The sequence below is a fragment of the Aliiroseovarius crassostreae genome (assembly GCF_001307765.1).
GTDB classification, from domain to species: Bacteria; Pseudomonadota; Alphaproteobacteria; order Rhodobacterales; family Rhodobacteraceae; genus Aliiroseovarius; species Aliiroseovarius crassostreae.
The window spans coordinates 88,482-101,234 of sequence record NZ_LKBA01000008.1 but is presented as its reverse complement, the minus strand read 5'-3'; the positions used below and the strand labels follow the sequence as shown (position 1 = coordinate 101,234).

Genomic DNA, 12,753 nt, shown 5'->3' with positions numbered 1-12,753 from the left:
ATGCGCATCAATCTGCCATTCGGGTGAAAAAGGGCCAAAGGGTATCGCGCGGCGACAGAATCGGTGATATTGGAAACTCTGGGCGGTCCACCGGACCACATCTGCACTACGAAGTGCGAGTCGGCGGTTTCTGACTTTTCCGTGTTTTAGTGGCTAATTTCTGGTGTCTACATGTATATGTATACCTGATCCCGCACCCTGGATCAACCCCCTATTTTCATTATTACATATACTTTATTTCTAGTGTATATGTTTATTCTTCTTGTGTTAGTCGTGGTGTATATGTATAACTGTATATAGAGAGACGGAGCAAGGATCACGACCATGACGATAACGAGAGACACCGCAAAAGTGGGAATGATCTGCAAAACACCCTCCGGCCTCGGTGGCGTTTTCACGGTCAAGATCGTCGAGATCACCGAAACAGACGCGCTCGTTAAGAACACGGGCAACTGTGAGGATTTCGACGAGGCACCGGCCTATCGCCGCACCTTCGACCAACTCCAAGAAATCAAGAAATGAGGAGGCCCACCATGAACGATACAGCCACTCAAACACATCACATGCAAGGCGTCTCCCCTTTCGAGCGCGGGCAAATGGTTTGGCCCATGACAAAGGAGCTGGAACTGGAAGCGGCAATGGTCATCTGGGAAGAGATCGACAATTGCTCTCAGCAGTACCAGAGCGCCCAGACAACCGGCGAACAGCTTGAAGCGTACATCGTGGCGCTGGGCGCCTACCGCGATGCAGTCGGCACGGCACAGCTGCGCAACGACGCTATGCCCTTCATCGAGCCGCTGCACATCGCATGGGAGCTGGCTTACCGGCAAGGCGAGATCGCCGAATCCTTCGATTGGGATTTCACCCCTTGGTTTGTCGCGAACTGCATCAGCTTTTCCGAACAAGGGCTTTCCCTGAAACCCGACTGGCAAAACCGCGCACGCACCTACGGCGCAAAGGACGCAGCATGAACAATTTGATCAACTCAATCACCCGCCTCATCCGCGCGCACCGCCTCGGATACCGCGCATCTCAACTGGTCTTCGGCCCTGATGGCAGCATCACAGAAGCCAAAACAGGGCGTGAAATCTGCCCCTTCATTCTCGCCCCGATCGAGACAGAGGAACACGCCGATCACACACTGATCCGCATCTTCGACCGCAACAGCAACACAATCGTTTCCGAGGTCATCGGCCTCGAAGGCGAAGCAGCCTAAGGAACAGCAACAATGACCAATTTCAGCACAACTATCGTCTTCGGTGAGCAAGCCTCAAAGCGCTACGCTGACGGCGAAACCAATGACGAAAAGCTCAACGAATATGGCAGCGTCCAAACCTTCTGGTTCACCACCGAAAGAGAACGCGATTCCTTCCTCGCAGGCGTAGACGCTGCCAACGGGTGGCTCGACTACACAATCAAAGAAGAAGAGCCAGTCGATGCCTGAACAGATGCAGAAATTCCTCGTCACCGCGACAATGACCACTGATCTTATTCTGGTTGTTGAAGCCCCTGAGGGCACCGATCCTGACGACGTTCGGCTCGCAGCAAGAACACTTGACGGCGGTATCTTCCACGAACCTGAGGGCTTCGGTGGTGGTTGGGACATCGACGGCGCGCGTGTGATCGAAGAGAGCGAAAAAGAACACGCCGCTGCCGATGCCTACGACATCACGACGGACATCAAACGGCTAAAGACAGAGGAAATCCGGCGCTTAAACGACCTGCTTCGGAAACGCCAGATCGGCGGGCAGATCATCCTGACCCAAGGCATCGCAGCACTCGACGAGAGCGCAGCAATCATGTCCCGCGTCCGCGAATTTGACGACTTCGAGCCGGAAAACGATCCGTATCAGGAACACGACTTCGGCAGCTTTGATTACGAGGACCAAGGCGAGGGCGAACAGCACACGATCTTTTGGAAGATCGATTACTACGACGAGGACATGAATGGCCTCTCCGAAGACCCTGCCGACCCCGAGAAAACCAACCGCGTCATGACCGTCATGCTCGCTGAGGAGCGCTGAGGAGAAAGTAGCCAACGGCAGTCGGCGCACACAGTTCCACCACGATGGAGGACCACAAAATGTTCCCGATACACAGAGTCTATTTCGAACTTCTCTGCATGACCTACGGCGAAACTATTGCCCGAAAAATCTGGCACCCAGCCCCTCCGGGCTTCTTCTTTTGACCGACAGAAACCACGCTTAACCGATTAGGAAACCAGCTATGCCCGAGATGATTACAGCACAAACCATCACCGTTCCGACACACGGCGGGCATGATCCTGACGGGGAGAACACCAACCGTGCAAATTGGGCCGAAGGCATGATCCAGGAAATCATCACATGCACCGGCACAGACCGAGACAACGCCTTGCGCGATGGTCTGGCGGGCCTGATGCACTGGGCACACCGTGAAGGCTTTGACTTTGGTAACGAGCTGCGCGTGGCTTGCAACTTTTTCAGGGACGAAACCCGCGAAGATGGTGGCTGGACCCGTCCAGATAGTAAACCTCAACTGGACCTCGATGCAGCGCTCGAACGCTGGCAGGTTCATGAACCCGGCATGTGGGAAAACGACACCGGCCCAGAGGGTTGGCACGCGGTCAGCAATGACGATGGGATAGTCGCATACTTTGGTGATCCAGCTGACGCCTATCGGCACCGCATCACGATGATCAACCGCGATTTGAACCCGTAGCCAAACACTCTTAAGTTAATTATTGTTTCTAAAACTAACTCTTTGAATGAGAGGACGATACAGCTATGCCCGTAGAACCCAAAATCTATCTGATCGTAACAGATGACAAAGACGGCACCAACTTTCACGCTTTTTTCACGGCGGAAGAGCGTGACGCACGGTTTCACCAGTTCTGCGTCGATCACTGGCCCCATGACGATGAACCTGTTCCAGAAGACCCATACGAGGCCTATGAGACGGTTTCAGGCGGCGATTACAACTATGCCTACATCTCGGACATCAGCTTTGAGGAACACCCCGTGTTCAAGGCGCTGCGGTCCCTGCTGACTGAAGTAATTCAAACCGAAACCGATAGCGACGGTGACATCATCCTCCCGCTTGATCGTTCCACCGATTTGCGTGCTCGAATCCTTGGTGCGCTGGGCGCTCCAATTCTTCGCAAGGACATCCTTCACGGCTTCAACCTCGATCGCGATAGCGAAGGCGAACCCATCGTCTGGGAGAACAACTACAAGTGCGACTGCGGAGAGGAATGGTCCGACGATTGGTCGTGCCAGTGCAATGACCGCTGCCCGAGCTGCAACACGGAAATTGAACCCCACACATCCAACTGGATTGGACCCGAGGGAGAGGAAGTCTCCGAACTGTGGTTCGACGCCACGTTCGAGACCACTGCGCCCACGCAGGAAACTGCGGAGCAAGCAGCATGAACATCAAAGACATCAAAGAAGGGGACCGGATCACGTTCCGCTCCCCAACCCGCGACGGCAATCGCAAGCTCACCCGCGTTGTGAACGGCTTCTGGCCGAACGGTTTGCCGACTGTTCGCGCACATGGTTGGGGCAACTTCGTCGTCCGCGCCCATGAAATTCAAGAGGTCATTCCGATGGAGGATACCAGTGCTTGATAATCTATCCCTCGACCTGCCGGTCGGTCCTTCACATGACCCAGCCTATCTGCCCTATGTCGCCGATAACTTTGCTGGCGGCGGCGGTGCCAGCAGCGGTATCTCTGCCGCGCTGGGCCGCTGCCCGGATGTCGCAATCAACCACGACGAAGTTGCCTTGGCGATGCACGAGGCCAACCACCCGACAACTGAACACCTGACCACCAGTGTCTTTGCCGTTGATCCCCGCGATCTTGTAAAAAAGGGCCAACGAGTGGGCCTTGCGTGGTTCTCGCCTGACTGTAAGCACTTCTCTGTCGCCAAAGGCGGGAAGCCGGTCGAGAAGAACATCCGTGACCTTGCATGGGTGGTCATCAATTGGGCCGAACTCGTAAAACCAGAAGTCATAATGCTCGAAAATGTTGTCGAGTACCTGACATGGGGGCCGTTGGGATCAGACAACAAGCCTATCGCTTCGCGGAAAGGCGAAATCTTCAAAAAATGGGTCCGAGCACTGCGGAGCCGGGGTTACAAAGTCGAGTGGAAAGAACTGCGCGCTTGCGACTACGGCGCTCCAACGATCAGGAAACGCCTTTTTGTTGTTGCGCGTTGTGACGGTCATCCCATCGTTTGGCCAAAGCCGACACATGGATGCCCGACATCAGCTGCCGTCAAAAGCGGCAAGTTGAAACCATGGGTAACAGCTGCAGAGATCATCGACTGGTCACTGCCTTGCCCGTCGATCTTCGACACGGCAGCCGACATCAAAGAGATGTACGGCCTTCAGGTTAAGCGCCCCCTCGTGGACAATACCCTGCGCCGGATCGCAGCTGGCATCCAAAGATTTGTGATTGACGCCAAAGAGCCGTTTTTTGTCACCTATGCGCAGCATGGCGGCCGGAATCGCTCTGCCTTCGACCCGCTTCATACCATCACTGCCAGCAAAAAAGACCAAAACTGCATCATCGTACCGACGATGGTTCAAACTGGATATGGCGAACGCGCTGGGCAAAAACCTCGCTGCCTCGATCTCCATCGCCCGATCGGCACAATGGTCAATGGCAACAAGCACGCTCTCGTGGCTGCGTTCTTGGCTCAGAACAACACGGGTGTTGTTGGTCACGACGTGCGCAAGCCGGTCAGCACCGTCACCGCCAGAGGAACGCAGCAATCTGTCATTGCAGCTCACCTCCTCAACCTCAAAGGCAGCAAACGCAGTGCCAGGTCAGCCAATGAGCCACTGACGACAATCTGCGCTGGCGGTGGCCACGCCGCTCTGGTTGCCGCGCTGCTGACCAAATTCAATGGTGACGACGCGCAGCGGTATACCGACCAAAGCGAATACATCATCACGGATATCGGAATGCGGATGCTGACACCACGCGAGCAGTTCCGTGCCCAGAGCTTTCCTGACACCTACGAAATAGACCGTGGCGCAGACGGCAGACTCCTGACTGTCACCGAACAGCGCCGGATGTGCGGCAACTCCGTTCCACCCGTTCTTGCGCAAGCACTTGTCGAGGCGAATTGCCAACCACTGATCCAACAAATGGCAGCATGACCAGAAAGGCCGGCACAACACCAGATCCCGTCTGGTGGATAACCAAAGACGGGGATCTGACTTGCCTGAAAATGTATGAACGACACTACTCAGCATATCAGTACCAGGATGGGCGCAAACGTAAGCTCTTCTGCGGACCAGGAGAGAAGATTGTCCTCCGCACCCAACACGCGGACGCCCTCTTTGTCTGGCGCAAATTCATCGACGCCAGCGGACAAACCGGCATCAACTGTGCCGTGTTCCGAAACGAGAGCCCTTATCTCGCCTCAGACCTTATCCGACAGGCTGACGCTATCGCTGATCGATGCTGGCCTAGTGAGAGGCATTACACATTCGTCAATCCGAGACACGTCCGTTCAGCCCGAGCAGGTCTCTGTTTTGAGTGTGCCGGTTGGAAACGAGCCGGACTCACCAAGGGTGGATTGCTTGTGCTGGAAATGGCTGGTCGATAGCGGCCTGACCATCTACTGACGGGGGCCTTCGCATGGGAAAAGTGCTGATAGGTTGCGAACAGTCTGGCATCGTCCGAGACGCCTTCGTAGCGCTGGGCCACGATGCCTATTCTTGTGATCTGCTACCGGCTGTGAAGCCAAGCAATCGGCACATCATCGGAGATGTCCGAGATGTCATGATGTATGAAGAATGGGATTTGCTCTTTGTCGCGCATCCTCCCTGTACGCGCCTAGCAAATGCGGGTGCCCGCTGGCTCATCAAGCCCCCCAAGAAGCTTGAAGCCACCCACTACACTGATCTGCAGCGCGAGCAGTTCGAAGTGATGAGTGAAGAGCAACGGCTGGCGTTTATGTGGGAAGAGTTGGAAAAAGGGGCCAAGCTTTTTTCTGATCTCTGGAACGTCCCACACATAAAGCGTGTCGCAATCGAAAATCCTGTAATGCACAAGCACGCCAAGGCCAGAATTCGAAACTTTCAGCCTGCAGCGCAAACCGTGCAACCATGGCAATTTGGGACAACCGAGGATGGTCCAGACAATGAGAAGAAGCGCACATGCCTATGGCTCCGCAACCTTGAACTATTGATCCCAACTGGCACGCTCGACGGCACCACAGCCCGCGACAGCGTACACAAAGCCGCACCTGGTCCCGATCGTTGGAAGGAGAGAAGCACCTTCTTCCCCGGCATCGCTGCGGCCATGGCTGAACAGTGGGGCGATGAACTTCCACCCCCAGAATTGCCGATGGCGGCATAAGCAACCAGACCGAGGCACAGTATGGCAACCCTATTCTCTGTTAAACACGCCAAGCAGGCTCACTGCCGAACCTGCGGCAAGAAGCTGAAGAAGTCAGTGCAGTACATCGAGTTCGGCCCGGATCGGCACCGTGGGTTCTACATCGAGGGTGATGATCCAGACGCTTTCCCAAAGACGCGGGAAGAGGCCCAGCGCCAGACAAACCAACAAATCGTCCACTTCAAATGGGGCGGACCCAAACACGATCGAAGGATCGTTCGCATCTCAATCTGGGATGGTGAAACCTATCAAGGCGGGTACTTCTGCACCACTCAGTGCGCCGTGGATTTCGCGTTCCTACTCGCCGAGAAAGGCCACCAGACCGTCAAGCATCGCGATTCAACTGCGTATCAGCGGATCGAACAGGAGACGTGACGCGCTGGGCGCATTCAAACCTCGTCATTGGCCAGTTTGAGCAATACGTCCGCGTGGCACGGCTGATCTAGCGGGCACCAACAAGCGAGGTCACGTCCTCGTAGCTCTTTCGGAGCATCTGTAATGATTTTTCCGACAGTGCTTTCTGGATGCGCCGTGGGTGGTCCTAATTCATTTCCGAGCACAGCTGCTGCAAACCTCCGAACAGCTTCCTCAGCGTCTGGAATGTCGATCTCGCCAACTCGCCATGGATTACCCCATTTGCTGGGCCTGGCAACGATCACGGCCTCAGGATTATCCTGTCGCCACGGCCTGTCCCTTCTCATTTGAACCCGCTTTGGCACAACTAAGCACTGTTGTTGGAAGCGGTCTTTAGTTCATCAAGACGCGCTTGAATTTCGCGCAGACGCTTCTCAATCTGCGCCTCACGAAAGGAGATATCTTCGCGATGTGACATCATATCCAGCGCGGCCATTTCCTTCTCCAAAGACATCCGCTCATCGGTCAATTTGTCAAACTCAGTATAGGACATCAGTCAGCGCCATTCTTATTTCGGTTTCGTTTTACTCCCGGCCAGTGGTCGGCACCACAGCGCTGGCAAGTGTAGTCAATGTGTAAAGCCCCGCCGCATTGCATACAGAACCCGTTTGCATCAAAATCCGCAGGCAGTATTTCGATCTTTAGGGAACGATTGTCCGGTGGGTCGGCTACCCATACAGCCATGGTCACTCTCCTGCCGGTGTCGGCATTTTCAAGTTGATAGTTATCCTTCCTTACGTTAATAATTGATTTAATAATTAACGCAAGCGCGGAGACTCCAATGCCAATTACAGCAGCGACACTGGCCCTAAGCCTTCTTCTGATGATCTTTGGGATGTCTATCCTGACAGTTGCGCTCGGCCTGTTCGGGTTTGTCGGCTCCTTAATGGCACTCGCCCCATCAAACGACACCATAGGCTACGAACGGAACAAGAAATGCCAAAGCAAAAAAGTCATGTGATCGAGCTTCGCATCACCTTCGACAAGCCCGTATCTCAAGCCGTGGCCACTCGCGCTGTACGCAACAACCTGGTTCCGTCTGAGCTGTGTGCCAGCATCGCCGACGAAGAGGTCGGAGGTTGGTCAACAGCCCGGATTGCCTCCGCCAAGCGGCCTCAGACAGAAACGACCACTTAGACACCCCACGAGATAGACATGACAGACCGCACGTACGCAACTGACCCCACGACGCTAAGGAGCGAGGCGCGCGATATTGAGATCGGTGCGCCTGACGGCGATGGATACGCTGGATGGCTGCGCGCCTGCGCTGACAGGATTGAGGAGCTGGAAGAGCAAAACGCCCAACTGCTTCTCGCTCACACCGGAACGACGAAGGAGCAAAAATGACACTTGCAGTTCAAGAAAGGCCTCGTGTGTGTGACGAAAGCGATGTCCCGGAATGGCTTAACGGGTTCCGCGTGATATCGCATCAAATCCATGCCGTATGTGTAACAGTCGCTATTGAGCGCTGGGACCATGTTGTGATTGCCACCTGGTGGCCCGATCTAGGAGACACATGGATGTGGGGTCACTACTTGCATGGAAAGACCGGAGGCCAGCAGCAACATGAGTTTTGTATAGTCGCTGCTCGGAACGCAAGGCGCGGTCGCAACGGCTGAGGAACATGACATGACGACACTCTCGATTCTTGGCATCATTTCACTTGTTCTGCTGCTCTTTGTGTTGGTTGTTTTGTGGCGGCTGGGCCTTTGGCAACCTAACTTTGCACCGCGAAATCGACAGTATTTCTACAGCGATGACGGCACGACATTTCATCCCTGTGACAGCACTTGCGACGATGGGGATGGTGACGACTAATGGACAAGATTATCGCCTTCCTCAAAACCCGAGACCCGATCGACCTTCTGTTTCTGGCCGTCACAGCGCTGGGCGCGGTGTTTTTTACGGGCTGGCCGCGATGGGCGTCACTATCCTTATTCTGCATCGAGCTCCTTCGCCAAATTCGCAGAGACTCTAGATGACACAGCTGTTCAAGAGCACCTTGCTTGCTTGCCTGTTCGGTTCAGCTATTGCCCCTCCTCTCGCCGCCGAGGAAATCCACGGAAGCTGCGTGGGTGACGCATGTGGCCACGCAGAGCTGCAAATTCACGATGATGGCTGTGTGTACCTGACAAACCGTAGCTCTCGATTTGTTGCCATGACCCATTACACCACCGTTGCACCCAACCAAACAATCCGAGTGGAGAGCCGTGCCGCTGATATCTGCCTCGGAAACGTAGTTGGCCAGTATCAGCTAAAATTCATAGGACTCACATCGTGACATCAACCACAAAAACCAGCCCTTCAAAGCCCCTGCGCTGGGCGCTCCTTTTGATTTTCCTCTGGGTAGTAGTCGCTGGCTTGCTGACAGCCAACGGCGTCGTCGCAAATCGAACCGCCCAATTGGATGCGCAACAAACTGCGTTCATCAACGGCTGCACCGGTCGAGGCGGCACAGACAAAGTGAACCCAGATACAAACGAACTCACCTGCGAAAAAGGCGCGCGGCGTCCAAAGGTTTTCGAGTTTGAACCCAGCTATACGCAAGGATCATTGGCAGGCTATGCAGCAACGCAATTCTTGGACAACCTGACCTTCGGCCTGGTAAGCTCATCATCATGAGTTTGCAAACCCTCCCAGAGCGCGTTGATCGTCTGTTCGCCGATCTATCTGAAATCCCGCAGATCAAGCGCGGTACAGTTTGGTGCCATGAATGCGGCCACACTGAGCGAATTGATGTAGGAAATTTCAGAACAGGTTGGCCGACCTGCTGTGGCTACACCATGTCTCTCGACAGTCCAGAAGAGCGCTCATAACTCTCCCCAGAGCGAGACAAAGGCGCTGGGCAACGCTGTTAATATCTGTTTCTCTTATTAACTTTTCCACACTATTGACAGCGTTCGGCCATGCAATGGCCTCACCTCGTCTTCAATTTGACCGCAATAACCAGTTTATGTGTGTGAGTGCAGGGGGGCCGCTAGTCGGCTTCCCATTCAAACCTCTCGCAATTCCCGCTCAATAAGTTAATAATAGCTTCCAAGATTAACCTAACTTGGAGAGCGACGTGCCTTATAAGCTTCGCGACGATGCACCCGATGACCTGGTGACCGAGGAACAACCGGCACCGACACCAGAGCCTGATCAGATTGATCCGCTATCTGCAGAGATACAGAAAATCATCCGACGGATGCGAAGTCAGGGTTATAGCAGCGCGCACATCTGCGAACGCAGCTTCGACATTGAAGACAAAGCTCAAGCCATCCTCGATCGACGCCGGGAAGAAGACAACCTCACCAGGGCGATTGCCGAAATGGATGAAACCAGCTTGGTTTTGTCACTGGTAGCAACTAACCCCGCTCTAGAAGACATCTTGCCCGAGGATTCGCATCTCCTCCGGGATGTGGCCGACATCCGCCGCAAGATTGCCGAGCGTCAGCTGCAATTCGGCGAACATACCTCAGAGATTAAGCACATCGTTAATCGGCACGTTCATCTCCATCTCTGGGACGAACATACCCATGATCGGATCAAAGCGCTGGGCGCGTCTGTTGCTGGCCTCTTCAGAATGGCAAAAGACAAGATCATAGATGCCAAGGTCCAGCTGATCGACAACGACGATCGAGAAGTGATCGGCTTCGGTGAAGCGGCACGCGACTTCAAGGAAACCATCAAGAGTATGGCAGGCTTTCTACGCGGCCACGTTGTCCCTGCCCCCTTGCAGGAGGCGACGGATGAAGTTCTTGAACCCATCCCCGAGGAAGACAGGACAGCCGCCGTCAGGCTCGCCTCTGCAGCTGCAGGCGATGCTCTGGACGCGGACCTGAAGGAGGTCGAACCAGCGGAAGGCGTTCGCTACTACTCCGAAATTCAGGTTTTCCCGATGATCGAGGATGGCGAAGGGAATGCCCGCCTGATCAACAGCGCTGACACATTCGGAGAAAAGGCGGACTTTTACGACGTAGCCTTTCATGTGCGCGATGCTGAAACCCATGACCATATCGAAGATCACCCGCTCTACCGCGAATGGGACAACCTGACGCTTGCAGAGGCCTCCGAAGTAGCAAACGCCCTGCGGGTCGTTCACCCTGATGTAGATTTCGATTGGCTGGAAGAGCCTGAGCCGCATCTACAGCTGGTTGCAACCCAAACCGCGACACCGGCCCAAGAACCGGATAAACCAAAGAAGAAGCCATTCAAACTGATGGGTGATGACGGGCCTGATATGTAAGGCCGACCTGACCTACTGCAAAACGATTGGAAAACTGATGCCATATAAATTGCCCGATCCCAAAGGTCACCCTATCGATCCGAAGGTCATGGATACAGTCGAAGCGCGGTGGCGCGGCGGTGAACCACTGCCGGTCACAACGGACATGCTGCAGCTCGACATCGAGCGCGTGCGTGAATTGCTCCTAGAGCGGGGATACAAGGAAGCCCAAGATCGCTGGAATACTCGACATTGCGGTGTTCCAGAAAACGATCTCTATGGGCCGTTCACTGAAGCTGAGCACGAGAAACTGGAAAACTGGTTGCAAACCGAAGTACAGACCGACCCCCAGCTTGCACAGCTCCTGGACGGCGTTGAGAATAGCAACAGCAACTCTCTGATGGCAGCTCGCCGCCTCTTCCGAGAACGTCACCCCGTCGGACAAATACCGGAGCCCCGTCAAGAACAAAAAGCAAAATGGCTGGACCAAGACGCGACCAAAACCAAAGTCATCGACAACGATGTTGATGAGGTACGTGTCGAATTTGGTGGGCGCGAAATTCGCTCGTGGACTTACCAGGACGAAGCCGAACGCAGGATAAAGATGGGGCTCGCCCATGAGTTTGCTGAAGGCTTTTATCAAGCTCAGCTTCTGGCCCAGCCAGAAATCTCGGCCGATCCCAATCTCGGAACAGGTCAACTACGCGAAGATCTCATCACCCTCCGAGACAGAATAAAGGGGGAGAGCCGTCAGGACGGCGACCTGTTGGCCTCTGCCGTAAACCGTCTGAATGAGCTCAGCAGCGCCACCAGCAGCCTCTTAGGCGCGCGTACAGCCGGTGAGCACCCCAAACCGCGTGAGAAGCGCCTTGACGCTTCCAGCACGCTATCCATGTGAAGGAGGAACCGATGCCATACAAATTGCACGATAGCCCCACAGAGATCGACCCAAACGACTATGTATTTGGCGAACGGTTTCATCTTGCCCTATTCGACTATCTGGAACGCGATGCGTTCAAAGAGTTCCGATCTGATGCCCGATGGAAGTTCAACGATGAGCATCAGGGATTGTATTGGCATGGCCGTGGCAGCGAACAGGCCCAGCTCAGCTTCAGGCCGACTTTCGACACTTACGGCGAAAACGAAGGGCGCGTATCCACCGACCAACCCCACACGGCATATTTGACTTGGTGGGATAATGATCTGTTCAGCAAACAGACGACTGAGGTTGATCTGCCCTATCGAGATCTTCTGCAGGTGATTGCCCTTGCTGAACGGGATTTCTCTGATGAACCCAACACCTCTCAAAGCGTCACCACAGTTGATCTTGATGGGCCAACTATTCAGTCCAACCAAAATCTCTTAATCCGAGCCAGTGTGAACCTGGAAAAAGCGGTTCATACTTTTCAACCAGGTCCGCCAAACAAAAGCGATGTCCGTAACATCGACAAGGCTGCCACCTATCTTTCTCTTGTCGCCGAAGGCATGGACAAGACAGCCCACAGCGATGATCCGAAAACTCCCGCTGGCGCTCTATTAAAAGCCAACCAAATGCTTGCTGATCTCACTTCGCGGTACGATTTTGGGATTGTGCAGATTACCGATGACGACGCTGCTGTGTTGCAGGATGTTCGGCAACTTGTCGAGTTTGCGCGACAGCGGCCAAGCTCGTTCATGAAGAAAGCCCCTGTTCTTAGCACGGGCAAACAATATGACAGCGGGATGAGCCCCGCCTAACT

22 protein-coding genes are annotated in these 12,753 nt (G+C 54.5%); 20 read left to right on the top strand and 2 right to left on the bottom strand.

The features are described from left to right. The 12 genes from AKJ29_RS18805 to AKJ29_RS11280 all read left to right on the top strand — a co-directional run. Positions 1-134 (top strand): M23 family metallopeptidase (locus AKJ29_RS18805; protein WP_152972450.1); only part of this gene is annotated, 134 nt, incomplete at its 5' end. A 190-nt stretch (positions 135-324) separates the two neighbouring features. Next, positions 325-522, top strand: coding sequence for a hypothetical protein (locus AKJ29_RS19320; protein WP_131551049.1), 198 nt, complete (start codon positions 325-327; stop codon positions 520-522). A gap of 11 nt (positions 523-533) precedes the next feature. Further along, positions 534-971 (top strand): hypothetical protein, encoded by a 438-nt coding sequence (locus AKJ29_RS11330; RefSeq protein WP_152972449.1) that lies wholly within the window; start codon positions 534-536, stop codon positions 969-971. Then, on the top strand, positions 968-1,216 hold the full coding sequence (locus AKJ29_RS11325) for a hypothetical protein (protein ID WP_055190954.1): 249 nt from the start codon (positions 968-970) through the stop codon (positions 1,214-1,216). The genes AKJ29_RS11330 and AKJ29_RS11325 overlap by 4 nt, the downstream gene beginning before the upstream one ends. A gap of 12 nt (positions 1,217-1,228) precedes the next feature. Continuing rightward, positions 1,229-1,444, top strand: a complete 216-nt coding sequence (locus AKJ29_RS11320) for a hypothetical protein (protein ID WP_055190952.1) — start codon at positions 1,229-1,231, stop codon at positions 1,442-1,444. After that, positions 1,437-2,024, top strand: coding sequence for a DUF3768 domain-containing protein (locus AKJ29_RS18800; protein ID WP_235477466.1), 588 nt, complete (start codon positions 1,437-1,439; stop codon positions 2,022-2,024). Before AKJ29_RS11320 ends, AKJ29_RS18800 begins: the two co-directional genes overlap by 8 nt. A gap of 202 nt (positions 2,025-2,226) precedes the next feature. Beyond that, on the top strand, positions 2,227-2,700 hold the full coding sequence (locus AKJ29_RS11310) for a hypothetical protein (RefSeq protein WP_055190950.1): 474 nt from the start codon (positions 2,227-2,229) through the stop codon (positions 2,698-2,700). Between the two features lie 65 nt (positions 2,701-2,765). After that, entirely contained in the window at positions 2,766-3,410 is a 645-nt protein-coding gene (locus tag AKJ29_RS11305) for a hypothetical protein (RefSeq protein ID WP_055190948.1), read from the top strand. Further along, positions 3,407-3,607 (top strand): hypothetical protein, encoded by a 201-nt coding sequence (locus AKJ29_RS11300; protein ID WP_055190945.1) that lies wholly within the window; start codon positions 3,407-3,409, stop codon positions 3,605-3,607. Before AKJ29_RS11305 ends, AKJ29_RS11300 begins: the two co-directional genes overlap by 4 nt. Next, positions 3,600-5,147, top strand: a complete 1,548-nt coding sequence (locus AKJ29_RS11295) for a DNA cytosine methyltransferase (RefSeq protein WP_235477463.1) — start codon at positions 3,600-3,602, stop codon at positions 5,145-5,147. Before AKJ29_RS11300 ends, AKJ29_RS11295 begins: the two co-directional genes overlap by 8 nt. A gap of 484 nt (positions 5,148-5,631) precedes the next feature. Then, positions 5,632-6,354: a hypothetical protein gene (locus tag AKJ29_RS11285; protein WP_055190942.1), complete on the top strand. Its 723-nt coding sequence runs from the start codon at positions 5,632-5,634 to the stop codon at positions 6,352-6,354. A 21-nt stretch (positions 6,355-6,375) separates the two neighbouring features. Beyond that, positions 6,376-6,768 (top strand): hypothetical protein, encoded by a 393-nt coding sequence (locus AKJ29_RS11280; protein WP_055190940.1) that lies wholly within the window; start codon positions 6,376-6,378, stop codon positions 6,766-6,768. Between the two features lie 14 nt (positions 6,769-6,782). Here the strand turns inward: AKJ29_RS11280 and AKJ29_RS18795 are convergent, their stop codons facing one another. Further along, positions 6,783-7,094 (bottom strand): DUF4326 domain-containing protein, encoded by a 312-nt coding sequence (locus AKJ29_RS18795; RefSeq protein WP_200909153.1) that lies wholly within the window; start codon positions 7,092-7,094, stop codon positions 6,783-6,785. Positions 7,095-7,114: 20 nt separating this feature from the next. Beyond that, on the bottom strand, positions 7,115-7,300 hold the full coding sequence (locus AKJ29_RS11275; RefSeq protein WP_055190938.1) for a hypothetical protein: 186 nt from the start codon (positions 7,298-7,300) through the stop codon (positions 7,115-7,117). Positions 7,301-7,588: 288 nt separating this feature from the next. Here AKJ29_RS11275 and AKJ29_RS11270 point away from each other — a divergent pair, with 288 nt between their 5' ends. From AKJ29_RS11270 to AKJ29_RS11230, 8 genes are all read left to right on the top strand, one after another. Next, on the top strand, positions 7,589-7,768 hold the full coding sequence (locus AKJ29_RS11270) for a hypothetical protein (protein ID WP_055190936.1): 180 nt from the start codon (positions 7,589-7,591) through the stop codon (positions 7,766-7,768). Positions 7,769-7,962: 194 nt separating this feature from the next. Continuing rightward, the gene (locus AKJ29_RS11260) at positions 7,963-8,154 is read left to right on the top strand and encodes a hypothetical protein (protein ID WP_055190932.1); all 192 of its coding nucleotides are present in this window, start codon (positions 7,963-7,965) and stop codon (positions 8,152-8,154) included. Positions 8,155-8,436: 282 nt separating this feature from the next. Next, positions 8,437-8,625, top strand: coding sequence for a hypothetical protein (locus tag AKJ29_RS11255; protein WP_055190930.1), 189 nt, complete (start codon positions 8,437-8,439; stop codon positions 8,623-8,625). 160 nt (positions 8,626-8,785) lie between these two features. Continuing rightward, complete coding sequence (locus AKJ29_RS11250) at positions 8,786-9,088, top strand: hypothetical protein (RefSeq protein WP_055190928.1); 303 nt, start codon at positions 8,786-8,788, stop codon at positions 9,086-9,088. Then, a complete protein-coding gene (locus AKJ29_RS19315) occupies positions 9,085-9,429 on the top strand; it encodes a hypothetical protein (protein WP_139231519.1) in 345 nt (114 codons plus the stop codon). Before AKJ29_RS11250 ends, AKJ29_RS19315 begins: the two co-directional genes overlap by 4 nt. Before the next feature lie 442 nt (positions 9,430-9,871). After that, the gene (locus AKJ29_RS11240) at positions 9,872-11,035 is read left to right on the top strand and encodes a hypothetical protein (RefSeq protein WP_055190923.1); all 1,164 of its coding nucleotides are present in this window, start codon (positions 9,872-9,874) and stop codon (positions 11,033-11,035) included. Then, positions 11,016-11,912 carry a hypothetical protein gene (locus AKJ29_RS11235; protein ID WP_055190921.1) on the top strand — a complete coding sequence of 299 codons (897 nt, stop codon included), beginning with the start codon at positions 11,016-11,018 and terminating at the stop codon, positions 11,910-11,912. The genes AKJ29_RS11240 and AKJ29_RS11235 overlap by 20 nt, the downstream gene beginning before the upstream one ends. An 11-nt stretch (positions 11,913-11,923) precedes the next feature. Next, positions 11,924-12,751: a hypothetical protein gene (locus AKJ29_RS11230; RefSeq protein ID WP_139231527.1), complete on the top strand. Its 828-nt coding sequence runs from the start codon at positions 11,924-11,926 to the stop codon at positions 12,749-12,751. The last annotated feature ends 2 nt before the right edge of the window (positions 12,752-12,753 follow it).